This window comes from Streptomyces sp. NPDC093801 (assembly GCF_040701585.1).
Lineage (GTDB): Bacteria > Actinomycetota > Actinomycetes > Streptomycetales > Streptomycetaceae > Streptomyces.
This window is the reverse complement of the sequence record NZ_JBFBDP010000015.1, coordinates 1-25,216: the sequence shown is the minus strand read 5'-3', so window position 1 is coordinate 25,216 and position 25,216 is coordinate 1. Positions and strand designations below refer to the sequence as shown.

The window sequence follows — 25,216 nt, the reverse complement described above, 5'->3', positions numbered from 1 at the left end:
GGGCCGTCCGCTGCGGTACCTTTCAAGCCCGCCCCTCGCACCGCCCCTCGCACCGGCCCTGCCGCCCCGGCACCACCGCCGGCGGCAGCGCCCCCGCACCGCCCCGCACCCGTCCACCGCCCGGACACCCCAGGGAGACGGCCGCATGACCGGTACCGGTACGCGTCACGACCGCGACGGAGCCGCCCAGCCCCAGCGCTTCGTCATCAGCTTCGCCGGCTTCAACCGCCCCTGGGCGGTGTGGATCGCCCACCGCCTGGAGGAGCACGGCCACCGCGTCGCCCTCCAGCGCTGGGACCCGCAGACCGGCCCGGGCATCACCGAGGCCCTCGACGACCTCGCCCGGGCGGGCGGCAAGGTCCTCGTCGTCCTCAGCGAGCGCTACTTCTCCGTCGGCACCCACACGGACGAGGAGTGGAACGCGGCCCTGCGCACCGTCACCGAGGCCCACCCCGACCGGTTCGCCGCCGTCTGCCTCACCGACGCCCCGCTGCCCAGCGCCGTCGCGGCCCTGGAGAAGGCCGACCTGTGGGGCCTGGACGCCTACGAGGCCGAGTACCGGGTCCTGCGCCGCCTCGACCTGCCCACCGACCGGATCGGCACCGAGAGCGGCCGCCGCGGCCCCCGCTTCCCCAACGACCCGCCCGAGATCTGGGGCCGCGTCCCGCGCCGCAACCCCCGCTTCACCGGCCGCAACGACGTCATCGGCCGCCTGCGCGCCGCCCTCACCGAGGCCCCGCCCGGCGCCTCCACCGTCACCCTCCTGGGACTGTCCGGGGTGGGCAAGACCCAGGTCGCCACCGAGTACGCCTACCGCTTCGCCTCCGAGTACGACGTCGTCTGGTGGGTCCCCGCCGAGGACCGCCCCACCCTCCGCGAACGGCTCGCCGACCTGGCCGTCGAACTCGGCCTGCCGCGCGGCGCCGGCAGCTACGGCGAGCAGATCCGGGCCGTCCTGGAGGCACTGCGGCGCGGCTCCCCGTACCACCGCTGGCTGATGGTCTTCGACGGCTGCGACAACCCCGACGACCTCACCGACCTCCTGCCCTCCGGCGCCGGCGACGTCATCATCACCTCCCGCAACCGCGAATGGGCCGCCCGGCACACCAGCCTCGTCGAAGTCCCCCTCTACGCCCGCCCGGAGTCCGTCACCTTCATCCGCCGCCGGGCCCGCCGCCTCACCGGGGAGGAGGCCGACCAGCTCGCCGAGGCCCTGGAGGACTACCCCCTCGCCCTCGACCAGACCGCCGGCTGGCTCGCCGACTCCCCGCTCGGCGTCGGCGAGTACCTCGCCCTCCTCCAGCGCCGCCTCGACTCCCACGAGGCCGTCACCCTCTCCGACGACTACCCGCTGCCGTTCCCGACCGCCCTGGCGATACTCCTCAACAACGTCCGCGAGAACTTCCCCGACGCCCTCGCCCTGCTGCGCCTGTTCGTCTTCTTCGCCCCCGGCCGGGTCCCGCTGCGCCTGCTGCGCGAGTTCCCCGCCGAGGACGTCCCCGAACACCTCGCCGGGATCGTCAACGACCAGATCCGCTGGAACGCCGCCCTCAACAAACTCGTCCAGTTCTCCGTCGTCCGCCTGGAGTACTCCGACCTGTCCGTCGAGGAGGGCGGCGGCCTGGAGACCGTCCAGCTGCACCGCATGGTCCACAACATCGTCCGCGAGAACCTCGCCGAGGACGAGGCCGACCAGCTCTCCCGCGCCGTCCGCCAGGTCCTCGCCGCCGCCGACCCCGGCCGCCCCACCGACTCCCGGCTGTGGCCCCGCTACGCCGAACTCATCCCGCACCTGGAACCCGCCGGGGTGCTCACCAGCAGCAACCCCCGCATCCAGAACTTCCTGCTGCACTGCCTGCGCTTCCTGATCCTCGCCGGCGAGTACCGCACCTGCCTGCGCCTGTCCGAACAGACCGACGGCGTCTGGCGGGCCATGCTGGGCGACGACCACGACCAGGTCCGCGAACTCAGCTACCACTACGGCGGCGCCCTGCGCATGCTCGGACACTTCCGCCGGGCCGAGGCCCTCGCCCGCCAGGTCGCCGACCGGCTCGTCGCCGAACGCGGCGAACGCGACCTGGAGACCCTCCGCGCCACCAGCACCTACGCGGGCGTCCTGCTCAGCACCGCCAAGTTCGACCAGGCCCGCACCCTCCTGGAACACGCCTTCGCCAGCTACCGCGAACTCCTCGGCGAGGACGACTCCACCACCCTCAACGCCCAGAACAACGTCGCCGTCGCCCTGCGCCTGCTCGGCCGCTACCAGGAGGCCTACGACACCGACCTGGACACCCTGCGCCGCCGCGAACGCGTGCTGCGCGTCCGGCACATCGCCACGCTCTCCTCCGGCATCGGCTGCGCCATGGGCCTGCGCCTGATGGGCCGCTACCGCGAGGCGCTCGCCCGCCAGGAACAGGGCCTCAAACTGCACGTCCAGGTCCTCGGCGCCAACCACCCGCAGACCCTGCGCGCCGAACACAACCTCGGCCAGTGCCTGCGCCGCACCGGCGACATCCCCGGCGCCGGCGCCCGCCTGCGCAGCGTCCTGGAACGCTCCACCCGCGTGTTCGGCGCCGAGTTCCCCTGGACCCTGATGGTCGCCTCCGACTACGCCACCTACCTGCGCGAGTACGGGGACATCGAGGAGGCCCGCCGGATCTCCGAGGAGGTCGTCCGCGGCTACCAGTCACAGCTGGGCCTCGCCCACCCGTACAGCATCGGCACGGTCGGCAACCTCGGCCTGGTCCTGCGCGCCCAGGGCGAACGCGCCGAGGCCCTGAGCCTGGCCGAACAGGCCCTGGTCGGCATGCGCGGCGCACTCGGCGACCGCCACCCCTGGACCCTGGGCTGCGCCCTCAACGCCACCGGTCACCGCAACATCACCGGCCGCCTGGACTCCGCCCTGGACCTCAGCCGCGAGACCCTGCGCGCCACCGAACAGGTCCTCGGCCCCGACCACCCCATGGCCCTCAGCGCCCAGATCGCCCTGGCCGCCGACCTGCGCTCGGTTCGGGAGGACGCGGAGGCCGCCAAACACGAGGACGCCGGCCTCAAGGCCCTCACCCGCACCCTGGGCCCCCAGCACGTCCACACGGTCTCGGCCCGCCAGCAGACGCGCCCCTACTGGGACTTCGAACCGCAGCCGTAGCGGACGCCGGAAGGCCCGGCCCCCCTCCTGGGGGACCGGGCCTTCCTCCTCCGTGCGGGTCGCGGTGGCGACTACGCCTCGAAGACCTCGTTCATCAGCAGCTGCTGCTCCGCCTGGTGGCGCTTCGCGGAGCCCACCGCCGGGGACGAGCCGTGCGGACGCGAGATGCGCCGCAGGCGCTCGCCCGCCGGGATGTCCGCGCCGACCGCCAGGTCGAGGTGGTCGATCAGGTTCAGCGCGATGAACGGCCACGCACCCTGGTTCGCCGGCTCCTCCTGGGCCCAGATGTACTTCGCCGCGTTCGGGAACTTGGCGATCTCCGCCTGGAGTTCCGCGCCCGGCAGCGGGTACAGCCGCTCGATGCGGATGATCGCGGTGTCGGTGATGCCGCGCTTCTCCCGCTCGGCCTCCAGGTCGTAGTAGACCTTGCCCGCGCAGAAGACGACCTTGCGGACGGCGTTCGGGTCGACCGTGGTGTCCCCGATGACCGGACGGAAGGTACCGCTCGTGAACTCCTCCGCCTTCGACGCCGCGGCCTTCAGGCGCAGCATCGACTTCGGGGTGAAGACGATGAGCGGCTTGTGGTGCGGGTTGTGGACCTGCCAGCGCAGCAGGTGGAAGTAGTTCGACGGCAGGGTCGGCATCGCGACCGTCATGTTGTCCTGCGCGCACATCTGCAGGAAGCGCTCCGGGCGGGCGGACGAGTGGTCCGGGCCCTGGCCCTCGTAGCCGTGCGGCAGCAGGAGCGTGACGCCGGAGGTCTGGCCCCACTTCTGCTCGGCCGAGGAGATGAACTCGTCGACGACGGTCTGCGCGCCGTTGACGAAGTCACCGAACTGGGCCTCCCACAGCACGAGCGCGTCCGGGCGGGCCAGCGAGTAGCCGTACTCGAAGCCCATGGCCGCGTACTCGGAGAGCAGCGAGTCGTAGACGTTGTAGCGGGCCTGGTCGTCCGACAGGTACTGCAGCGGCGTGTAGTCCTTGCCGGTCTCCCGGTCGATGAGGACCGCGTGACGCTGGCCGAAGGTGCCGCGGCGGGAGTCCTGGCCGGACAGGCGGACCGGGGTGCCCTCCATCAGCAGCGAGCCGAAGGCCAGGGTCTCGCCCATGCCCCAGTCGATGGTGCCGTCGTCGATCATCGCCGCGCGGCGCTGCAGCTGCGGCAGCAGACGCGGGTGGACCGTGTGGCCCTCGGGGATGTTGACCTGGGACTCGGCGATCCGCTTGACGACGTCCTGCGAGATCGCGGTGTTCACCGAGACCGGGAACTCCTGGGCGGTCTGCGCCGGCGCGACGGCGGCGCCCGCGGGCTGCGTGGCGGCCTCGCGGACCTCCGCGAAGACCTTCTCCAGCTGGCCCTGGAAGTCCTGGAGCGCCTGCTCCGCCTCTTCCAGCGTGATGTCGCCGCGACCGATGAGGGACTCGGTGTACAGCTTGCGCACCGAGCGCTTCTTGTCGATCAGGTCGTACATCAGCGGCTGCGTGAACGCCGGGTTGTCCGACTCGTTGTGACCGCGGCGGCGGTAGCAGATGAGGTCGATCACGACGTCCTTGTTGAACGCCTGGCGGAACTCGAAGGCGAGCCGCGCGACGCGGACCACGGCCTCCGGGTCGTCGCCGTTCACGTGGAAGATCGGCGCCTCGATCATGCGGGCCACGTCGGTCGCGTACATCGACGAACGCGAGGACTCCGGGGCGGCGGTGAAGCCGACCTGGTTGTTGATGACGACGTGGACGGTGCCGCCGGTGCGGTAGCCGCGCAGCTGCGACATGTTCAGCGTCTCGGCGACCACGCCCTGGCCGGCGAACGCGGCGTCGCCGTGCAGGGCGACGGGCAGGACGGTGAAGTCCGTGCCGGCCTTGCCGATGACGTCCTGCTTGGCGCGGGCGACACCCTCCAGGACCGGGTCCACGGCCTCCAGGTGCGAGGGGTTGGCGACGAGCGAGACCTTGATCTGCTCCCCGTCCAGGCCCGTGAAGGTGCCCTCGGCGCCCAGGTGGTACTTGACGTCGCCGGAGCCGTGCATGGACTTCGGGTCGAGGTTGCCCTCGAACTCGCGGAAGATCTGCGCGTACGACTTGCCGACGATGTTCGCCAGGACGTTCAGGCGGCCGCGGTGGGCCATGCCGATGACGACCTCGTCGAGGCGGGCCTCGGCGGCCGAGTCGATGACGGCGTCGAGCAGCGGGATGACGGACTCGCCGCCCTCCAGCGAGAAGCGCTTCTGGCCGACGTACTTCGTCTGCAGGAAGGTCTCGAAGGCCTCCGCCGCGTTCAGGCGGCGCAGGATGCGCAGCTGCTCCTCGCGCTCGGGCTTGGAGTGCGCGCGCTCGATGCGGTCCTGGATCCAGCGGCGCTGCTTCGGGTCCTGGATGTGCATGAACTCGACGCCGGTGGTGCGGCAGTACGAGTCGCGCAGCACGCCGAGGATGTCGCGCAGCTTCATCATCGACTTGCCGGCGAAGCCGCCGACCGCGAACTCGCGCTCCAGGTCCCACAGGGTGAGGCCGTGCTCGGTGATGTCGAGGTCGGGGTGCTTGCGCTGCTTGTACTCCAGCGGGTCGGTGTCGGCCATGACGTGGCCGCGGACCCGGTAGGAGTGGATCAGCTCGAAGACGCGGGCGGCCTTCGTGACGTCGTCGTCGTGGGACGCGTCGATGTCGCGCATCCAGCGGACCGGCTCGTACGGGATCCGCAGCGACTCGAAGACGCTGTCGTAGAAGCCGTTCTCGCCGAGGAGGAAGTTCGCGACGACGCGCAGGAACTCGCCGGAGGCCGCACCCTGGATGACCCGGTGGTCGTAGGTCGAGGTCAGGGTCATGACCTTGGAGATGCCCAGCTTGTTCAGGGTGTCCTGCGAGGTGCCCTGGAACTCGGCGGGGTAGTCCATGGAGCCGACGCCCATGATGACCGACTGTCCGGGCATCAGGCGGGGCACGGAGTGGACGGTGCCCAGGCCGCCGGGGTTGGTCAGGGAGACCGTGACGCCGGTGAAGTCGTCCATCGTCAGCTTGCCGACGCGGGCGCGGCGGACGATGTCCTCGTAGGCCTGCCAGAACTCGAAGAAGTTCAGGGTCTCGGCCTTCTTGATGCCGGCGACGACGAGCTGGCGGTCGCCGTTCGGCTTCACCAGGTCGATCGCGAGGCCGAAGTTCACGTGCTCCGGCTTGACCAGGGTCGGCTTGCCGTCCTTCTCCTGGAAGGAGTGGTTCATCGACGGCATGGCCTTGATGGCCTGCACCATCGCGTAGCCGATGAGGTGGGTGAAGGAGATCTTCCCACCGCGGGCGCGCTTGAGGTGGTTGTTGATGACGATGCGGTTGTCGAACAGCAGCTTCACCGGGACGGCGCGCACGGACGTGGCCGTCGGCACCTCCAGCGAGGCGTTCATGTTCTTGGCCACGGCGGCCGCGGGGCCGCGGAGCGTCACCAGCTCGGGGCCCTGGGGGGCCTCGGTGGCGGGCGCGGCCTTCTGAGCCGGGGTGGTGGCGGCCGGAGCCGCGGCCTGAGGGGCGGGCGCGGCCGGTGCGGCGGCCGGGGCCTGGGAGGTGACAGTCACAGCAGGGGCACCAGAGGGGGTGGCAGGAGCAGGGGAAGGAGCTGACACGGGTGTGGTCGCGGCGGGGGCAGGCGCGGCGGGCGCCGCCCCCGTGGCGGCGTCGGCGGCCTGCGGGCGCGCGACGGGGGCGGTGGCGGCCTGTGCGGAGGCGCCATCCGTCGTCGCGGACTTCTCGGGACCGTCCGCCTTCACCGGAGCGGCAGCGCCCCCCGGCTGGTAGTCGGCGAAGAAGTCCCACCAGGCCCGGTCGACCGAGTTCGGGTCCTGGAGGTACTGCTGATAGATCTCGTCGACGAGCCACTCATTCGCGCCGAAGCCTGAGGCAGGGGTCTTCCCGCCCTCTGCTGCGTCGGTCGTGGTGCTCGGGTTACTGGGGGACTGTGGCGACACGGCGGCAACCGCCCTCTTCCGCTTCACAAGGTATGGACAGCGGGAATAAAGGCTACGCCTCCCCGGCGGTGCAATGCAGGCCGGGCGGGACTTCCGTCGCGCAGGTCACACCGAACGGCGGGTTTCGCCACGTGGAATGGCGGGAAACAAGCGTGGTTCGGGTAGGCGGCAGCCAGGTTGCGACCCCCGTGGCCTCGCACCCCTGACGACCTCGGGCACGTGTGGCCGAGATCATGTCCTTCCCACTCGAACCCTACGTCAAGACAGCACCGGCGAGCTGCCCGGAAGGGTGACAAGGATTCGGCAACCACGTGACGATTCGGCCACGCGGATCTCCCCTCCGTGCAGGCCGACGGCCCAGCGGGCGATCGCCAGCCCCAGCCCGGTGCCCCCGTCGCCGCCGCGCGCCGAGCCCCGGTTGAACCGCTCGAAGACCCGGTGCCGCTCCGCCTCCGGAATCCCCGGCCCCTCGTCCACGACCTCCAGCGCCAGGCTCCCGGGCGTGTCGCCCGACCGCGCCCGGACCGTGACCCGGCCGTGCGCCGGGCTGTGCTTCACGGCGTTGTCGATCAGGTTGGCCACCACCTGGTGCAGCCGCTCCGCGTCCGCGTACGCGGTCAGCTCCGGAGGATGCACGTCCAAGTGGAGGTGCACGTCGTTGCGGGTGTGCCCACCCGAACCGGAAGACAGCCCCGGCCGCCCCGCGGCCGCCAGCCCCGACTCCTTCAGCACCCCCGACAGGTACGGCCACACCTCGAAGCGGCGCGCCTTCAGCGGCACCACCCCGTTGTCCACCCGCGACAGGTCCAGCAGCGTCTCCACCAGCCGGCCGAGCCGCTCCGCCTGCTTCAGCATCGTCCGCATGGTCTCCGGATCGGCCTCCGAGACCCCGTCCACCACGTTCTCCAGGACCGCCCGCAGCCCCGCGATCGGAGTGCGGAGCTCGTGCGAGACGTTCGCGACCAGCTCTCGACGGTGCCTGTCCTCGGCCTCCAGATCGTCGGCCATCCGGTTGATCGTCGACGCCAGGTCGCCCAGCTCGTCCCGGCGCCCGGCCCCGCGCACCCGGCGGGTGTAGTCCCCGTGCGAGACGGCCCGGGCGACCCTCGTCATCTCGTCCAGCGGCGCCGTCAGGCCGTGCGCCACGAACTGGGTGATCAGCATCGAGGCGATCACCGAGAAGACCGTGATGAACCGCAGCTCCGTGGCCGTGCGCAGCGCCACCATCAGCAGCCCGGTGGTGATGAACACCGAGACCACGACGAGCGTGCCCAGCTTGGTCTTGATCGAGAACGGCGAGAACGGCCGGAGCCTCCCCTCGGGGCGTCCGCCGCTCACGCCTGCGCCGGGGTCTCCAGGGCGTACCCGACGCCGTGGACCGTACGGATCCGCTCCGCGCCGATCTTCCGGCGCAGGGCCTTGATGTGGCTGTCGACGGTGCGGGTGCCCGACGCGTCGGCCCAGTCCCACACCTCCGCCAGCAGCTGCTCCCGCGACAGCACCGCCCGCGGGGTCCCCGCCAGGCACACCAGCAGGTCGAACTCGGTCGGCGTCAGGTGCACGTCCTCCGCCTGCACCCGCACCCGCCGCTGGGCGTGGTCGATCTCCAGGTCCCCCAGCCGCAGCGTCGCCCCGCGCGGGGCGGTCGCGGCCTGCGTGGCCCGCTCCACCCGGCGCAGCAGCACGTGCACCCGCGCGGCCAGCTCGCGCATGGAGAACGGCTTCGTCATGTAGTCGTCCGCCCCGACCCCCAGGCCGACCAGCATGTCGGTCTCGTCGTCCCGGGCCGTCAGCATCAGCACCGGGACGGGCCGCTGCGCCTGCACCCGCCGGCACACCTCCAGCCCGTCGAACCCGGGCAGCATGACGTCCAGCACCAGCAGCTCGGGCAGCCAGCTCTCGGCCGACGCGACGGCGGCCGGTCCGTCGTAGGCGGTCTGCACCTGGAAGCCCTCGGCGCGCAGCCGGGCCGCGATGGCGTCGGCGATGGTGCGGTCGTCCTCGACCACCAGCACGCGCCGCTGGGCACCTGGGGTGGCCGCGGCGCCGTTGTGGGTGTGTGTCTGTTCCATGTCCCGCCCCTGATGATCCGCGTGATGGCTGGGGTGCAGCGTAGAGGAGGCACCGGGCTGCGGCCATGGAGGGTTCGGACAGGACCGGACACCATGCGGAATCAGAGATTCATCCCGGATTCCTCAGGCGGAGTCGAATCCGGGGAGGGCCGCCAGCACCCGGGACAGGGCCGGCGGCAGTGCCGTCTGGTCGGCCGCCACCTCGAATCCGCCGTGGACGAAGGAGTACGTGAACCCGTCGTAGACCGGCGGATCGGCGGTCGCGGTGCGGGGCAGGTGCGCGAAGTCCGCCTCCCGCAGCGCGGTGCGCAGGTCCTCCAGTTCCGCCGGGGCGAGACGGCCCTTGCGCAGGTCCTCGTCCTGCCCGCCCAGGAGGGTCCAGGAGCCGTCGCCGTTGACGAGCAGGGTGCGCGTCCGGCCCGCGAAACCGCCGCTGCGGGTGACGCGCAGCAGGCGCTCGGTGGACGGGTCGGCGGTGGGCCGCGCGCTGCCGGGGGCGGTCGCCGTCGCGCGGGTGGCGGGCGGTGCGCTCGGCGTGGGCCCCGGGCCGGTCGCCGCGGGCGCGGTGGGGACGGCTGCCGTGGCCCCCGCCGGCGCAGGGCCGCCCGGGGAGCCGTCGTGGCCGCACCCCGCCAGGGACACCGCGGCGAGCAGCACCGCCGCCGCGGCCCCGGCCGCTCGCATCGCTCGCACGCCCCACCTCCAGCGGGTCACCGGTACCGCCCCCGAGTATGGAGGCCCCGAACCGCCACGGAAAGCACCCCGGAGGACGTCATCCACCGCATGGCCCCCTGGCGCTGGTTCCCGCCCCTGCTCGCCGTCCTCCTCCTCGGCCTGTGGGGGCTGGAGCGGGGACCGGGCCCCGGCAGCATGTGGCGGGACGAATCCACCACCTGGCAGGTCGCGCACCGGCCGGCCGGGCAGCTCCGGGACCTGCTCGGGCAGGTCGACGCGGTGCACGGGCTGTACTACGGGGTGATGCACGCCGTGTTCGCGGCGTTCCCCCTCGCGGGGGACGCCGGCGGCCCGGGCCTGTGGGCGCTGCGGCTGCCGTCCGTGGCGGGGACGGCCCTCGCCGCCGGGGGCGTGGCGGCCGCGGCGCACCGGCTGGCGGGGCCGCGGGCCGCGCTGGGGGCGGGCACCGTCTACGTCCTGCTCCCGCCGGTGCAGATGTACGGGCAGGAAGGGCGCTCGTACGCCCTGGTCGCGGCCGCCGTGGCCTGGGCGACGTACCTGATGCTGCGGCGGTGGTGGGCCGCCTACGCGGTGGTGCTGCTGGCGGGCTGCTGGCTGCACGAGTTCGCCGCGCTGGCGCTGCTCGCGCACGGCTGCTGCGCCTGGCGCGCGCGGGGCTGGCGGTGGGCGGCCGCGGCGGTCGCCGCCGGGCTGCTGCCCCTTGTGGTGGTGAGCGCCGGGCAGGCGGGCCGGCAGCTGGGCTGGCTGGGGCGGCCCGGCTGGCAGGACTGGGCGGCGTACGGGGTGCTGGTGGCGGCCGTGCTGCTGCCGGCCCGCGGCGCGGGAGCCGCGCCGGAGCTCGTCCGGGTCGCCGTTCCGCTGGCCCTGCTGCCGCCGGGGCTGCTGATGGCGGTCTCGCTGGTGCACCCCTGGTACGTCGACCGGTACGTCCTGTACGCCCTGGGCGGGCTCGCCCTGTCGGCGGGGGCGCGGCTGGCGCAGGTGCGGGCGTCCGGGGTGCGGCGGTGGGCGCCCTGGCCGGCGGCGGCCCTGCTGCTGGTGCCGGCGGCGGTGTGGTCGGCGTGGCTGCGGACCCCCGAGAGCCGCAGGGACGACGTCCTCGCCGTCGCGGCGGTGGTCCGGGAGGAGGCCCGCCCGGGGGACGCGGTGCTGTTCCTGCCCGCGCGGCGGCGGGAGTGGCTGCTGTCCTCGCCCCGGGTGTACGGGGGGCTGCGCGACGTGGCCCTGGCCGGCGCCCCGACCGCCTCGCACACCCTCCACGGCACGGAGCTCCCCCCGGACCGGATCCGGCGGGCGCTGCTGGACTCCGCCCGGGTGGTGGCCCTGCTGGACCCCGCGGACCAGCCGCTGGACCCGTACCCGGCGGAGGCGGTCAAGCGCGACACCCTGGCGGCCTCGTTCGACCGCTGCTCGGTCACCGGGGTCCAGGGGGCGAGGGTGGCGGTGTACGCGCGGCGGGGCGGGTGCGGCTGACCCGGGCCCGACGGCCCCAACGGCCGTGCGGGTGCGGCTGACCCGGGCCCGACGGCCCCACCGGCCGTGCGGGTGCGCCAGGATGGGCGGCAGACCGTGCCCGACGCCGCCCCGGAGGCCCCGCATGCCCGTCCCCCCGATACCCGGACCCCTGGTCACCGCCGACTGGCTCGCCGCGCACCTCGGCCGGGTCGTGGTGTTCGACGCCTCCGTCGGGGCGCACCGGGGCGCACCCGCGAGGATCCCCGGGGCCCGCCCCTTCGACCTGGACGGCGACCTCTCCGACCACACCGCCCCCGCCCCGCACACCATGCCGGCGGCCGCGGCGTTCGAGGAGGCCGTGCGGGGGCTCGGCGTCGACGACACCGACACCGTGGTCGTCTACGACGCCGCCGGGATCTACTCCAGCGCCCGCGCCTGGTGGATGCTGCGCGCCACGGGCTTCGACCGCGCCGCCGTGCTCGACGGCGGCCTGCCGGCCTGGACCGCCGCCGGGCTGCCCGTCGAGGCGGCCCCGGCGGTGTACGACGGCCCGCGCGGCTCCTTCACCGCCCGGCTCCGCCCCGGGCTGCTCGTGGACGCCGACACCGTCGCCGGGGCCCTCGCCGACCCGGCCGCCGCCGTGCTCGACGCCCGGACCCGGGAGCGCTTCGCCGGTACCGCGCCCGAGCCCCGGCCGGGGCTGCGCGGCGGCCACATGCCGGGCGCGCTCAACCTGCCGTTCGGCGAACTCCAGGGGCCGGGGGGCCTGATGCGTCCGGCCGGCGAACTCCGCGCGGCCTTCGAGGCGTTGGCGCCGGGGCGGGAGCGGCTCTACTTCAGCTGCGGCTCCGGCGTCACGGCCTGCGTGCTCGCCCTGGGGGCGACCCTGGCCGGGTACGGGCGGACCGCGGTGTACGACGGCTCGTGGAGCGAGTGGGGCGCGCCCTCGGACCGGCCGGTGGCGACCGGGGGCTGAGCGGCGCCCGGCCGCGGGGGCGGGGCGGGGACCGGGGCAGGGGCGGGGGTGGGGCTGGCTCCACCCCCGGTTCGGATGCCTGCACCCGCGCAACCGGGCCGCCCGCTGGGCAGACTCCCGGTATGGCACCTCACACCACGTCGACCCGCCTCGTCGTCACGGCCCTCGGGGCCGCCCTCCTGCTGTCCGGCTGCGCCCTGACGGGGGTGGGCCCGGCGAAGACCGCCGACGCCGACGCCACCGTCACCGAGGCGGTCACGGCGGTGGAGCTGACGGGCGTCCGCAGCGGTGACGTCGAGGTGGCCCCCGGCTCCGGCCCCGGGGTCGCCGTCCACCGGGTCGTCCACTACCGGGGCGCCGAAGCGCCCACGCCCGGGCAGCGGGTCTCGGGCGGGGTGCTGACCTTCAGCGACGGCTGCGGGGACGACTGCTGGATCGACTACCGCCTGGAGGTGCCGGCGGCGGCCCGGATACGGGTCGAGAGCAGCAGCGGCGACATCACCGTCAAGGGCGTCGCCCGGGCCGACCTGACCTCCTCCTCCGGAGACGTCCGCGCCGAGCGGATCACCGGCCCGGTGAAGGTCCGCACCTCCTCGGGGCGGATCACCGCCACCGGCCTGGAAGGGGCCGGGGCCGAGTTCCGGGCCAGCTCCGGGGACGTCGAGGCCGGCTTCGCCAAGGCCCCGGCCTCGGTGTCCGTCACCACCAGCTCCGGCGACGTCGCCGTGACGGCCCCGCAGGGCCCCTACGCACTGTCCACCGAAACCTCCGCCGGGACCCGTCACCTCTCCCTGGCCGACACCCCCGGCGCCCCGTCGAGCATCAAGGTGCGCACCAGCTCGGGCGACATCCGCGTCGCCGCCTCCTGACCGGCGCCTCCCGGTCCTCGTCGAGAACGGCATCGACCTCCACCTCGAAGGGCCGGGCGGGTCGTTGACGGAGCCGCGCAGCTGTTCGCCCCCGGCGAACGCCAGTTGGGGAACATTGCCGGGCGCAGAAGCATTGAGTCGGCATAGCTCAACTTCACTGCCGGAGGGAAGATCATGGCTTCGACGTCCGTAACGCTCACCCTGCCCGTGCTGCCGCTCGACGACGAGGTCGTGCTGCCCGGGATGGTCGTCCCGCTGGACCTGTCCGACGCCGAGGTGCGCGCGGCCGTCGAGGCCGCGCAGGCCGCGCGGGGCAGCGGGAAGCCCCGGGTGCTGCTCGTGCCACGGGTCGACGGGAAGTACGCCGGGATCGGCGTGCTGGGGACCGTCGAGCAGGTCGGGCGGCTCTCCGACGGCGATCCCGGGGCGCTGATCCGCGGGCGCGGACGCGTCCGGATCGGCGCCGGGACCACCGGGCCCGGGGCGGCGCTCTGGGTCGAGGGGGAGAGCGTCGAGGAGAAGGTGCCCGACCCGCTGCCCGGATCGGTCGCCGAGCTCGTCAAGGAGTACAAGGCCCTCGCCACCAGCTGGCTCAAGAAGCGCGGCGCCTGGCAGGTCGTGGACCGGGTGCAGCAGATCGAGGGCGTGTCGGCGCTCGCCGACAACTCCGGCTACTCGCCGTTCCTGACCGTGGCCCAGAAGGTCGAACTGCTGGAGACCGTCGACCCGGTCGCCCGGCTGCGGCTCGCCGTCAAGGCGCTCGGCGACCACCTCGCCGAGCAGGACGTCGCCGAGTCCATCGCCAAGGACGTCCAGGACGGCGTCGAGAAGCAGCAGCGCGAGTTCCTGCTCCGCCGCCAGCTGGAGGCCGTCCGCAAGGAGCTGCGCGAGCTGGGCGGGGAGAAGGAGGGCGAGGAGTCCGACGACTACCGCGCCCGCGTCGAGGCCGCCGACCTGCCCGAGAAGGTGCGCGAGGCCGCCCTCAAGGAGGTCGACAAGCTGGAGCGCTCCAGCGACCAGAGCCCCGAGGGCTCCTGGATCCGCACCTGGCTCGACACCGTCCTGGAGCTGCCCTGGAACGAGCGCAGCGAGGACAGCTACGACATCCGCGGCGCGCGGGCCGTGCTCGACGCCGAGCACGCCGGGCTGGACGACGTGAAGGACCGCATCACCGAGTACCTCGCCGTGCGCAAGCGGCGCGGCGAGCGGGGGATGGGCGTCATCGGCGGACGGCGCGGCGGCGCCGTGCTCGCGCTGGTCGGGCCCCCCGGAGTCGGCAAGACCTCGCTCGGGGAGAGCGTGGCCCACGCCATGGGCCGCACCTTCGTCCGCGTCGCCCTCGGCGGCGTCCGGGACGAGGCCGAGATCCGCGGCCACCGCCGCACCTACGTCGGCGCCCTGCCGGGCCGGATCGTACGGGCGATCAAGGAGGCCGGGTCCATGAACCCGGTCGTGCTCCTCGACGAGATCGACAAGGTCGGCTCCGACTTCCGCGGCGACCCCGCCGCGGCCCTGCTGGAGGTACTGGACCCGGCGCAGAACCACACCTTCCGCGACCACTACCTGGAGGTCGAGCTCGACCTGAGCGACGTGGTCTTCCTGGCCACCGCGAACGTGCTGGAGGCCATCCCGGAGGCCCTGGCCGACCGGATGGAGCTGGTGCGCCTCGACGGCTACACCGAGGACGAGAAGGTCGTCATCGCCCGCGACCACCTGCTGCCCCGCCAGCTGGAGCGCGCCGGCCTCGCCGCCGACGAGGTGGTCCTGGAGGAGGACGCCCTGCGCAAGCTCGCGGGGGAGTACACCCGCGAGGCGGGCGTGCGCACCCTGGAGCGGTCCATCGCGCGGCTGCTGCGCAAGGTCGCCTCGCAGCACGAGCTGGGCGAGCGGGAGTTCCCGTTCTCCATCGGCGCGGGCGAGCTGCGCGGCCTGATCGGGCGCCCGCACCACGTGCCGGAGTCCGCCCAGGACCCGGCCGAGCGGCGCACGGCGGTCCCCGGCGTGGCCACGGGCCTCGCCGTGACCGGAGCCGGCGGCGACGTGCTCTTCGTCGAGGCCTCCCTGGCCGACCCCGAGACGGGGGCCGCCGGACTGACCCTGACCGGGCAGCTGGGCGACGTCATGAAGGAGTCGGCGCAGATCGCGCTCAGCTTCCTGCGCTCGCACGGCGCGGAGCTGGAGCTCCCGGTCGCCGATCTGAAGGACCGGGGCGTGCACATCCACTTCCCGGCGGGAGCCGTCCCCAAGGACGGACCGAGCGCGGGCATCACCATGACCACCGCGCTGGCCTCCCTGCTCTCCGGCCGCCAGGTCCGCACGGACGTGGCCATGACCGGCGAGGTCTCGCTGACCGGGCGGGTGCTGCCCATCGGCGGGGTCAAGCAGAAGCTGCTCGCCGCCCACCGGGCCGGGCTGACCACCGTGATCATCCCGAAGCGCAACGAGGCCGACCTGGACGACGTCCCCAGCGAGGTGCTGGAGGGGCTGGAGGTGCACCCGGTGACCGACGTGCGCCAGGTGCTGGAGCTCGCCCTCGCCCCTGCGGTGGTCTCCTTCACCAAGGCCGCCTGACCGGCGGCGCAGCGTCACCGCAGGCCCGGGACCCCGCATCGGCGGGGCCCCGGGCCCGCGGCACACCACCTGCGAAATACTGGACCCGTACAGGGGTGCCAGGCTCGCACCCCCATCACCGATGGGAGCGGCACGTGCACGGCAGCGAAGACCAGGAGTTCCTCGCCCTGGAGCGGGAGCTGTCCGTCTTCCTTCGGCGCGCCCGCGCCTCCTCCGGCGAGATGGCCCGCGCCCTGCACCCGGAGCTGGAGCCCGCCGCGTACGGGCTGCTCGTCCGCCTGGAGGCCGCCGGCCGCCAGCGGGCCACCGAGCTGGCCGCCTACTTCGGCGTCGGCAAGGCCACGATGAGCCGGCAGCTGCGCGCCCTGGAGCTGCTGGGCCTGGTCGCGCGCGAGCCGGACCCCGCCGACGGCCGCGCCTTCCTCGTCGGCCTCACGGACGAGGGCCGGGAGCGCTTCCTGCGCGTACGGGGGGCCCGGCGCGAGCAGTACATGCGCAAGCTGGCCGACTGGGACCGCGGCGAGGTCGCCGAGCTGGCCCGGCTGCTGAACCAGCTGAACTCCGGCGAGGAGTAGCACCCGCCCGGAGCGGCCCCCGGCCCCGTCTCACAGCTCCGCGTAGACCGCCGAGGCGTCGTCGTGCCGCTTGTGGCGGGCCGGCGGGCGCAGCGGATCGGACTCGAGGGCCCGGACCCGCCCGATCAGCCCCCGCGCCCCCTCCCCGCGCAGCACGTCCAGACAGGCCGCCCAGTCGCCCTCCCCGAACGTGTCCGTCCACCGGCTCGCCCCGTCCGTCAGCGCGGCCAGCGCCCCCACTTGCTCGCGCGGGGTGCGCCCGGTGACCGCCCGCGCCGCCACCGACGGGTCCGCCGCGGCCGTGAAGAACCCGCCCTCGGCGTTGCGCAGCGCGTCCGTCGCCGCCACCGAGCCGCGCACCCCGTGCGGGATCCGGTCCAGCCGGTCGTCGAGCACCGCCGTGACCCCGCCGCCCGGCGCCCGCAGCAGGAGCACGGAGTCCGACAGCACGAGGTGCTCCACGCAGGCCGCGTCCCAGCGCGCCATCACCACCGTCGCCTGCGGGGTGCGGACGTGAGAAAGGTCACAGGTTTCACGGTGCGCGTCGGCCGTGTCCTCGATGGCCCGCGCCAGGATCCGGTCGAGCGGCATGTCCCGCCGCGATCCGGACAGTTCGGTCAATCGGCCGCCCAGCCGGGTGGTGAACCAGGGCACTCCGTGCGCGCACCCGTCGTCCCCGCGCGGCGGGGTGACCCCGTCCAGGACGACCACAACACCCCCTCCCGCCGCAGGTGTCGACGCCGACACCCAGTCCTCGTTGGGGCGTTCCGCAGTTCCGGGGGCCGAGGCGAGGTCGATGTGCATGGGGACATTCTGCCCACCGGGGCCCTTTGGTGCCGGGAAGGTGCGGACCAATACCGGAACGGGTACTGCCGGTAAGTGTGGGCGGGCATATTGCCAAAGCCCGCCCCGACCTTCAACCACCCGTCCAAGGAGGGCCCCTGGCACGCCGTGCCCGAGTTGGTCGGCCACTCCTCCGTGATGTTCACTCCTTCGAGTGGCCGGGTGGGCGATGTGCGGCTCTCCTCCCAACACACTGCGAAGGTCTGAGGCGGTACGAGGGGGCAGGGGGCGTTTACTTGTTGACCGGCCGTTACCTCGGCCACACGAGTAGACGAGCACGACCTCACGTACAGGATTGCGAGCACCGGTGCAGAAGAAGCGGTCTCGGAAGAACGGCACCGCCAGCGCCGACGGACCCGCCAACGCAGGACGACGCGTCCGCGTCCGCAGCAGGCTGGTCGTCGGAGTAGCAGTCGCCGGACTCACCGTCCTCGCGGCCGGCACCCCCGCCGTCGTCTCCGCCACCAGGGAACTGGACGACTCCCAGCGACTCGTCACCCTCGCCGAGCAGACACAGCACGCCCTCACCCTCGTCCACCTCCTCGGCGACGAGCGCGACGCCGTCGTCGAGTACGTGGCCAAGGGCCGCCCCGGCAACGCCAAGGCCCCCGTCGACGAGCGCACCGCGCGCACCGACCGGCAGCTCGCCGAACTCCGCCCGGAGGCCGACGAGGACCTCGCCCGCGCCCTCGGCCACATCAAGGCCGCCCGCGCCGAGGCCGTCGACGGCAAGGGCACCGCCGTGGCCGCCCAGCAGGCCTACGCCGGCGTCCTCACCGAACTCCTCGCGCCCGGCGACCGGCTCGCCGAGCTCACCCCGCCCCGCGCCGACGCCGCCCTCGCCTTCACCCGCCCCATGGCCCCGCTGAGCCAGGCCGTGGACCAGGCCTCCGCCACCCGCGGGCTGCTGCTCGCCGCGCTGGCCGTCCCCCGCGCCGAACAGGCCCCGGGCAACGCCGCCGCCGACGAGCTCAGCGCCGCCGCACAGCGCTCCCGCGTACGCGAGCAGGCCGCCCTCGACGACTTCGCGCGCGCCGCGCGCCCCGACGTCCGCCAGACCCTCGCCGCCACCGTCACCGGCCCCGAGGTCAAGAGCGCCGAGGACCAGCTCAAGCGGCTCACCGAGCGGCCCACGCTGACCCCCGCCGAACGCAAGGCCACCGACCCGGCCGCCCTCGCCGCCGCGCTGACCGCCCGCCTCGACCGCATGCGCTCCGTCGAAGCCACCCTCGCCGGCCAGCGGGCCACCGCCCTCGCCACCCTGCGCGACGACGACGTGACCCGCCTGGAGCTGATGGTCGCCGGACTCGGCGTCCTCTTCCTCTTCGTCGTCGGCTTCTCCACCGCCGTCGCCCGCTCCCTGACCCGGCCCCTGTCCGTACTGCGCCGCGGCGCCGAACGGCTGGCGACCCCCGAGGGCGCCCAGGAGCCGGTGCGCTTCACCGGCCGCAACGACGAGTTCGCCGAGGTCGTCCGGCACCTCAACGCGGTCCGCGAGCAGACCGTCGCCCTCCACACCAAGGTCGCCGGACTCGACGCCGACCGGCGCCGGCTCATCGGCCGCAACGAGGCCCTCACCTCCGGCCGCGAGGCCCTGGAGAAGGAGACCGCCGCCGGCCGCAAGGCCCTGGAGAAGGAGCTGGCGGAACTGCGCGCGGGGCTGGAGGAGCACCGCCGCGTCATGTCGACCACCTCGGTCTCCCTCTCGCTGCGCACCCTGGGCCTCGTCGAGCGCCAGCTCGCCGTCATCGAGGAGCTGGAGTCCAAGGAAGGCGACCCGGACCGGCTCGCCACCCTCTTCAAGCTGGACCACCTCGCCACGGTCATGCGCCGCCACAACGAGAACCTGCTGGTCCTCGCCGGACAGGAACACGGCCACGGGCAGAGCCTGCCCGTGCCGCTGGTCGACGTCATGCGCGCCGCCGTCAGCGAGATCGAGCGCTACGAGCGCGTCGACCTGACCACCCTGCCCTCCTACACGCAGGTCGCCGGGCACGCCGCCGACGACATCTCGCACGTCGTCGCCGAGCTCCTGGAGAACGCCACCACCTTCTCCCCGCCGGACGCCAAGGTGAAGGTCTCCGGCCTGATCACCGACGCCGGCGACGTGGTGCTGTCCGTCGTCGACGAGGGCATCGGCGTCACCGGGGACCGGCTCGACTCCCTGAACTCCCGCCTCGCCTCGCCCGAGGCCTACGACGAGGAGCCCGAGGCCGAGCACGGTCTGGGCCTCGGCCTGTACGTCGCCGGACGCCTCGCGGCGCGCCACGGCGTCACCGCCGAGCTGCGCACCGCCGCCCACGGCGGCACCGAGGCCGTCGTCGTCATCCCCGCCTCGCTGCTGCCGGACGCCCCGCCGGCCTCCCCGGTCCACCGCCTGGGCTCCTCCGGCGTGCCCGCGCTCCAGCTGCCCGGCGTGATCGCCGAGGCCAACGAGCACACCCTCCCGCCCCGGCTGCGCCCGGCCACGGCCGATGCACCGGCCCCCGAGGAGACCGCCAAGGTGGTCCCGCTGGCCGAGGCCTTCGACGCGGAGCCCGCCGGTGACGCAGCCGATGGGTCCGGAGCAGAGGCCGCCGAGGTCGAGGCCGTGGAGCCCGAGGCCGCCGGGTCCGGCGCCGCCGAGGCCGACGCGGTCGACGCCGACGCCGCCGTGTCCGACGCGGTCGACGCCGACGCCGACGCCGTTGAGGCCGACGCGGTCGAGGCTGACGCCGTGGAGTCGGGTGCCGCCGAGGTGCAGGGCGCCGTGTCCGGCGACGCAGTGTCCGGGGCTGCCGCGGTCGACGCCTTTGAGGCCGACGCTGTGGAGTCCGGTGCCGCCGAGGTTCGGGCCGCCGTGTCCGACGCGGTCCAGGCCGGCGCCGTTGGGGCCGACGCTGCGGAGTCCGGTGCAGGGCTTCAGGGCGCCGTGTCCGGCGACGCAGTGTCCGGGGCTGCCGCGGTCGACGCCGACGAGCCGGAGGCCGACGGGTCCGAGACCGCCGCGTTCGAAGCGGACGGGTCCGACGACGTCGAGGCCGACGCCGACGCCGACGGGTTCGAGACCGCGGGCTTCGACGCCGACGACTTCGACGCCGACGACACCGGATCCTTCGCCGCCGCGGACCTCGTGGCCGAGGCCTTCGGGGAGCGGGCCTTCACCAAGAAGGCCGCCGCCGTCGGCCTGGACGCGGACCCCGCCCCGCACCCGGCCGACCCGCAGTCCGCGGACGCCGGGGACGAGGCCCGGCCCGCCCGCGTCGTCCCGCCGGCCGGGGCCTTCGAGGACGTGCAGCTGCCCCCGGCCGACCAGGTCTTCACGGCCGGCGCCGACGCAGGCGCCCCCGCGTCGGGCGACCCCGCTCAGGGGGACGCCGCCGCGGGGACGGACGCCGCGCCCGGAGCCCCCGCAGGCAAGGCGAGACTGCCGCGCCGCACACCGGCAGCCGACCCCGACCAGGGCGGGCACCGGCGGGCGCCCGACGCCGGGGACGGCTTCGTCCCCCGCCAGGGCAGCCACCCCGAGCCCGTCACCGAGGCCGTCACCGCGAAGGGCCTCCCCAAGCGCACCCCGCGCGCCGTGGCCGCCCCCGGCGGCGGCGCCGGACGTCCCGCCGCGGCCCGCCCCGAGCCGCGCCGGGTCGACGCCGAGGAACTGCGTCGCCGTCTCGGCGGGTTCTACCAGGGCGCCCAGGACGGGCGCCGGGTCGTCGCCGCCGAACTCGCGCAGGACCAGCGGCAGACCCCGGGGGGTCCGGGGGCCCAGGAGGCCCACGGACAGGGACACACCGACCAGGGGGACACGGCACAGGAGGCACGCACATGACCGCGCCCAGTACGTACGGACTGAGCAGCCAGGCCCGCAACCTGCAGTGGCTGCTGACCGACCTGGTGGAGGAGGTGCCCGGGGTCAACTCCGTGGCCGTGGTCTCCTCGGACGGGCTGCTGCTGCTCTCCTCCGAGGCGGCGCCGGAGTCGGGCAAGGGCGGCCGGCCCAAGGGCCCCCGCGGGGCCTCGGCCGACCTCGCCACCATCGTGTCCGGGCTCGGCAGCCTCACGACCGGCGCCGCCTCCCTGATGGAGTTCGGCTCGGTCAAGCAGACGATGGTGGCGATGGAGAACGGCTCCGTCTTCGTCATGTCGATCAGTGACGGCTCCCTGCTGGGTGTGCACGCCACGCCCGACTGCGACATGGGCGTCGTCGCCTACCACATGGCCCTGTTCGTCGGCCGTGCCGGCCACGTCCTGACCCCCGAAGTCCGCAGCGAGCTGCGCCAGTCGATGGAGAACACCCCGTGAGGAGTCCGGCCTCCGACCGGCTGCCGATACGCGGAGCCGATCGCCGCCCCGCCCGCGTCCGCCCGTACTCGCTCACGGGCGGCCGCACCCGCTTCGCGCAGGTCCTGCTGGTGGAGACCTTCGTCGCCACCCTGGACGCCGGTCCGGCCAAGACGCCCGACCGGATGCCCGAGATGCGGGCCATCGTCGAGGTGTGCCGGCGCATGCGGACCATCGCCGAGATATCCGCACTGCTGAAGCTGCCGCTCGGCGTGGTCCGGGTCCTCGTCAGCGACCTCGCCGACCAGGGCCGGATCCGCGTCTACGGCACCGGGCACGGCACCGGCCGCCCCGAACGCGCGCTGCTGGAAAGGGTGCTCGATGGCCTTCGCCGTCTCTGAAGCCGTCACTGGTCCGGACACCGCGCTCCTGCTGGACGACGAACCCGTCCAGCCGTGGCAGTACGACCGCTCGCGCGCGCCCGTCGCCGTCAAGGTGCTGGTCGCGGGCGGCTTCGGCGTCGGCAAGACCACCTTCGTGTCCTCCGTCTCCGAGATCACCCCGCTGCGCACCGAGGCGGTGATGACCCAGGCCAGCGTCCCCACCGACGACCTGACCGGGACCCCGGACAAGAACACCACCACCGTCGCGATGGACTTCGGCCGGATCACCCTCGCCGACGACCTCGTCCTCTACGTGTACGGGACCCCGGGCCAGGAGCGGTTCTGGTTCATGTGGGACGACCTGGTGCGCGGCGCCATCGGCGGCCTGGTGCTCGCCGACACGCGCCGGCTGCGGGACTGCTTCCCCGCCCTCGACTACTTCGAGAGCTGCGGACTGCCGTACGCCGTCGCCGTCAACCACTTCGAGGGCTCGAAGGAGTACGAGCCGGAGGACGTGCGGGAGGCGCTCACCATCCCGCCGGACGTACCCGTCGTGATCATGGACGCGCGGCGCCGGGAGACGGTCGTCGAGTCCCTGCTCACCCTGGTGGGCCACGCGCTGGACGCCACGCCCGCATGACCCCGCCCGTCGGCCCCGGGTGCGGTCCGTACCGCCCGGAGCGCCGGTAGTGCCCGTGTAGTGCCCGTACCGCCCAGATTGAGAACGTGAGATGCGCAGGATACTTGTCGTGGGGGCCGGGCAGTCCGGCCTCCAGCTCGCCCTCGGCCTCCAGGCGAAGGGCTACGAGGTCACCCTCATGTCCAACCGGACGGCGGACGAGATCCGCACCGGGCGGGTCATGTCCACGCAGTGCATGTTCGACTCCGCGCTCCGCCACGAGCGCGACCTCCAGCTGAACTTCTGGGAGCGGCAGGCCCCCCGGATCCAGGGCCTCGGCGTCTCCGTCGCCGCCCCCGACGGCGGCCGCGCCGTCGACTGGCTCGGGCGCCTCAAGGGCTACGCGCAGTCCGTGGACCAGCGCGTGAAGATGGCCGGCTGGCTCGACGTGTTCGTGCAGCGCGGCGGCCAGCTCGTCATCCACGGCGCGTCCGTCGCCGACCTGGACTACTTCTCGCGCGCCTACGATCTGGTGCTGGTCGCCGCCGGCAAGGGCGAGCTCGTCTCCATGTTCGGCCGGGACGCGGCACGTTCCCCGTACGACAGCCCGCAGCGCGCGCTGGCCGTCGCCTACGTGCACGGGCTCGGGCCGCGCCCCGAGCACCCGGACACCGACGCCGTGCGCTGCAACCTCGTCCCGGGCGTCGGCGAACTGTTCGTCATGCCGACGCTGACGACGTCGGGGCGGGCGGACATCCTGTTCTGGGAGGGCCTCCCGGGCGGTCCGCTGGACGTCTTCCGCGGGGTGAACGACCCGGGCGAGCACCTGGCGCTGACGCTGGAGCTCATGGAGAAGTACGTGCCGTGGGAGTACTCCCGCGCCACGAAGGTCGAACTGACCGACGCGGGCGGCACCCTGGCCGGCCGCTACGCGCCGGTGGTGCGCAAGCCGATCGGGCGGCTGCCCGGCGGCGGTCTGGTGCTGGGCGTCGCGGACGTGGTCGTCGCCAACGACCCGATCACCGGCCAGGGGGCGAACGCCGCCGCCAAGTGCGCGGCCTCGTACCTGTCGTCGATCCTCATGCACGGCGACAAGCCGTTCGACGAGGCCTGGATGAAGGCGACCTTCGACAAGTACTGGTTCACCACGGGCAAGCCCGTCACCCAGTGGAGCAACGCCATGCTGGGCGCCCCGCCGGAGCACGTCCTGAACCTGATCGGGGCGGCCGGGCGGTACCAGCGGGTGGCGGATCGATTCGCCAACGGCTTCGACAACCCGGCCGACTTCGACGCGTACTTCTACGACCCGGAGGACGCCGAGGACTACCTGGCCGAGGTCGCGGAGGCGGCCGGCCCCTCCTCCGCGTCGTAGCCCCGGTCGTCCGCCGCGCCGTCCGCCGCCGCGCCCTCGGGCAGCGGCGGCGGGGTGAAGCGGGCGAGGGGAGCCCCGTCCGGGTCCGGACGGACCGCGCCCAGGAGCGGGTTCGCCGCGATCGGGGAGACCTTGACCCTGGCCCCCGGGCGGGGGGCCTGGATCACCTTGCCGTCGCCGATGTACAGGGCGACGTGCGTGGCCTTGGGGAAGTAGACCACCAGGTCCCCCGGACGCAGCTGGTCCAGCGGCACCCGGCGCAGCTGCGCCCACTGCTCCTGGCTGGTGCGGGGGATCGACCGCCCGGCGTGCTGCCAGGCCTGCGAGGTCAGCCCGGAGCAGTCGAACGAGGCCGGGCCCTCGGCGCCCCACACGTACGGCTTGCCGATCTGGGCGGTGGCGTAGCGCAGCGCGGCGTCGCCCGCGGCGGTGGGCGGGGTCGTACGGGCCGGCAGCCGGCCCGAGTCCAGCAGGGAGCGCTGCGCCCCGGCGGTGACGGCCGCCTCCCGCGCGCCGAGCCCGGCGAGCTCGGCGGGGGTCAGCGAGGCGAGCAGCCGCTCGACCTCCCTGAGCCGGCCGGTGACGTCCCGCCGGGCCTCCTTCTGCTGCGCCGCGAGGGTCTGCTGGGCGTCGAGGGCCTTGCGCGCGGCGTCGGCGAGCGCACCCGCCTGCTTCCGGTCCCGCTCCAGCCGCGCCACGACACCGGCCCGCCGGGCCCCCTCGCGGGCGGCGAGGCGGCGCTGGTCGAGGGCCTGGCCGGGATCGCCGGAGAGCAGCATCCGCAGGTAGGGGGAGAGGCCGCCGCCCTGGGCCCCCTGGTACTGCTCCCGGGCGAGCCGCCCGGCGGTGGCCCGCTCGGAGTCGAGGGCGGAACGCGCCCTGCCCAGGGCGGAGCTGAGCCGTTCGTCCTCCGCCTGCCGGGCCTTGAGGGCGACCTCGGCGGCGTTGTAGGTCTCGGTGGCCTCCTCGGCCTTCTGGTACAGCCCCTGGAGCCGGGTGAGCAACTCCCCGACGGGCTCGGCCCGGGCGGCGGGCGGCGGACCGGCGGCGACGAGGACCCCGGCGAGGGCGACGGCGAGACAGCCGGTGCTCAACAGTCGTTTTGTCATGTAATCACCTCCGCGGCCTGATGCTGCCACGGCGAACCCCGAGGACCCCGGACCACCCCCGGCGGTGACGGCGGGGTCACCCGGACGGGGGGCGGGGCGGGGTCCGGGGTCCGGGGTCCGGTTCGCTTCGCGGTGCGGGGTCCGGGGTCCGCCGGGCGGGGTCGGTGGGGGCGGGGTCCCTGCTGGGCGGGACAGGGAGGGCTTGGGGGTTTCCCGTCAGTCTCATCGTCCTTCCGCGTCGTGACGGCCCGTCAAGGGCGCTCCCTCCGGTCGCGTCGCTGCGCGATCGCCTGCGGCGACCCTTGACAGACCGCCCCG

The 25,216-nt window shown here is 74.1% G+C and carries 17 protein-coding genes; 11 read left to right on the top strand and 6 right to left on the bottom strand.

Translation table 11 applies throughout. The features are described 5' to 3' along the window. Window positions 1-145 precede the first annotated feature (145 nt). Complete coding sequence (gene fxsT, locus AB0469_RS18735) at window positions 146-3,148, top strand: FxSxx-COOH system tetratricopeptide repeat protein (protein ID WP_366452520.1); 3,003 nt, start codon at window positions 146-148, stop codon at window positions 3,146-3,148. 71 nt (window positions 3,149-3,219) lie between these two features. On the opposite strand, the gene AB0469_RS18730 is transcribed toward fxsT, so the two are convergent. The 4 genes from AB0469_RS18730 to AB0469_RS18715 form a co-directional block, all read right to left on the bottom strand. Further along, a complete protein-coding gene (locus AB0469_RS18730; RefSeq protein WP_366452519.1) occupies window positions 3,220-7,098 on the bottom strand; it encodes a multifunctional oxoglutarate decarboxylase/oxoglutarate dehydrogenase thiamine pyrophosphate-binding subunit/dihydrolipoyllysine-residue succinyltransferase subunit in 3,879 nt (1,292 codons plus the stop codon). A 258-nt stretch (window positions 7,099-7,356) separates the two neighbouring features. Next, window positions 7,357-8,436 carry an ATP-binding protein gene (locus AB0469_RS18725; RefSeq protein ID WP_366452518.1) on the bottom strand — a complete coding sequence of 360 codons (1,080 nt, stop codon included), beginning with the start codon at window positions 8,434-8,436 and terminating at the stop codon, window positions 7,357-7,359. After that, a complete protein-coding gene (locus AB0469_RS18720; RefSeq protein WP_042820756.1) occupies window positions 8,433-9,170 on the bottom strand; it encodes a response regulator transcription factor in 738 nt (245 codons plus the stop codon). The genes AB0469_RS18725 and AB0469_RS18720 overlap by 4 nt, the downstream gene beginning before the upstream one ends. 123 nt (window positions 9,171-9,293) lie before the next feature. Beyond that, entirely contained in the window at window positions 9,294-9,863 is a 570-nt protein-coding gene (locus tag AB0469_RS18715) for a hypothetical protein (protein ID WP_366452517.1), read from the bottom strand. Window positions 9,864-9,953: 90 nt separating this feature from the next. Here AB0469_RS18715 and AB0469_RS18710 point away from each other — a divergent pair, with 90 nt between their 5' ends. The 5 genes from AB0469_RS18710 to AB0469_RS18690 all read left to right on the top strand — a co-directional run bounded on the left by AB0469_RS18710 (window position 9,954) and on the right by AB0469_RS18690 (window position 16,312). Continuing rightward, entirely contained in the window at window positions 9,954-11,339 is a 1,386-nt protein-coding gene (locus AB0469_RS18710; RefSeq protein ID WP_366452516.1) for a hypothetical protein, read from the top strand. A gap of 124 nt (window positions 11,340-11,463) precedes the next feature. Further along, complete coding sequence (locus tag AB0469_RS18705) at window positions 11,464-12,297, top strand: sulfurtransferase (protein WP_366452515.1); 834 nt, start codon at window positions 11,464-11,466, stop codon at window positions 12,295-12,297. 122 nt (window positions 12,298-12,419) lie between these two features. Further along, window positions 12,420-13,166 carry a DUF4097 family beta strand repeat-containing protein gene (locus AB0469_RS18700; RefSeq protein ID WP_366452514.1) on the top strand — a complete coding sequence of 249 codons (747 nt, stop codon included), beginning with the start codon at window positions 12,420-12,422 and terminating at the stop codon, window positions 13,164-13,166. 174 nt (window positions 13,167-13,340) lie between these two features. Beyond that, a complete protein-coding gene (gene lon / locus AB0469_RS18695; RefSeq protein WP_366452513.1) occupies window positions 13,341-15,737 on the top strand; it encodes an endopeptidase La in 2,397 nt (798 codons plus the stop codon). 134 nt (window positions 15,738-15,871) lie between these two features. Continuing rightward, window positions 15,872-16,312 (top strand): MarR family transcriptional regulator, encoded by a 441-nt coding sequence (locus AB0469_RS18690; RefSeq protein ID WP_042818349.1) that lies wholly within the window; start codon window positions 15,872-15,874, stop codon window positions 16,310-16,312. 30 nt (window positions 16,313-16,342) lie between these two features. Here the strand turns inward: AB0469_RS18690 and AB0469_RS18685 are convergent, their stop codons facing one another. Then, window positions 16,343-17,116, bottom strand: a complete 774-nt coding sequence (locus AB0469_RS18685) for a hypothetical protein (protein WP_366452512.1) — start codon at window positions 17,114-17,116, stop codon at window positions 16,343-16,345. A gap of 346 nt (window positions 17,117-17,462) precedes the next feature. Between AB0469_RS18685 and AB0469_RS18680 the strand changes: the two genes are divergently transcribed. From AB0469_RS18680 to AB0469_RS18660, 5 genes are all read left to right on the top strand, one after another. Then, the gene (locus tag AB0469_RS18680) at window positions 17,463-20,963 is read left to right on the top strand and encodes a nitrate- and nitrite sensing domain-containing protein (protein ID WP_366452511.1); all 3,501 of its coding nucleotides are present in this window, start codon (window positions 17,463-17,465) and stop codon (window positions 20,961-20,963) included. Beyond that, window positions 20,960-21,436: a roadblock/LC7 domain-containing protein gene (locus AB0469_RS18675; RefSeq protein WP_366452510.1), complete on the top strand. Its 477-nt coding sequence runs from the start codon at window positions 20,960-20,962 to the stop codon at window positions 21,434-21,436. The genes AB0469_RS18680 and AB0469_RS18675 overlap by 4 nt, the downstream gene beginning before the upstream one ends. Next, on the top strand, window positions 21,433-21,816 hold the full coding sequence (locus tag AB0469_RS18670) for a DUF742 domain-containing protein (protein WP_366452509.1): 384 nt from the start codon (window positions 21,433-21,435) through the stop codon (window positions 21,814-21,816). Before AB0469_RS18675 ends, AB0469_RS18670 begins: the two co-directional genes overlap by 4 nt. Beyond that, window positions 21,797-22,438: an ATP/GTP-binding protein gene (locus AB0469_RS18665; RefSeq protein WP_042811569.1), complete on the top strand. Its 642-nt coding sequence runs from the start codon at window positions 21,797-21,799 to the stop codon at window positions 22,436-22,438. Before AB0469_RS18670 ends, AB0469_RS18665 begins: the two co-directional genes overlap by 20 nt. A 91-nt stretch (window positions 22,439-22,529) precedes the next feature. Beyond that, the gene (locus AB0469_RS18660) at window positions 22,530-23,789 is read left to right on the top strand and encodes a styrene monooxygenase/indole monooxygenase family protein (protein WP_366452508.1); all 1,260 of its coding nucleotides are present in this window, start codon (window positions 22,530-22,532) and stop codon (window positions 23,787-23,789) included. On the opposite strand, the gene AB0469_RS18655 is transcribed toward AB0469_RS18660, so the two are convergent. Next, window positions 23,741-24,898: an NlpC/P60 family protein gene (locus AB0469_RS18655; RefSeq protein ID WP_366452507.1), complete on the bottom strand. Its 1,158-nt coding sequence runs from the start codon at window positions 24,896-24,898 to the stop codon at window positions 23,741-23,743. The genes AB0469_RS18660 and AB0469_RS18655 overlap by 49 nt on opposite strands. Between the last annotated feature and the right edge of the window lie 318 nt (window positions 24,899-25,216).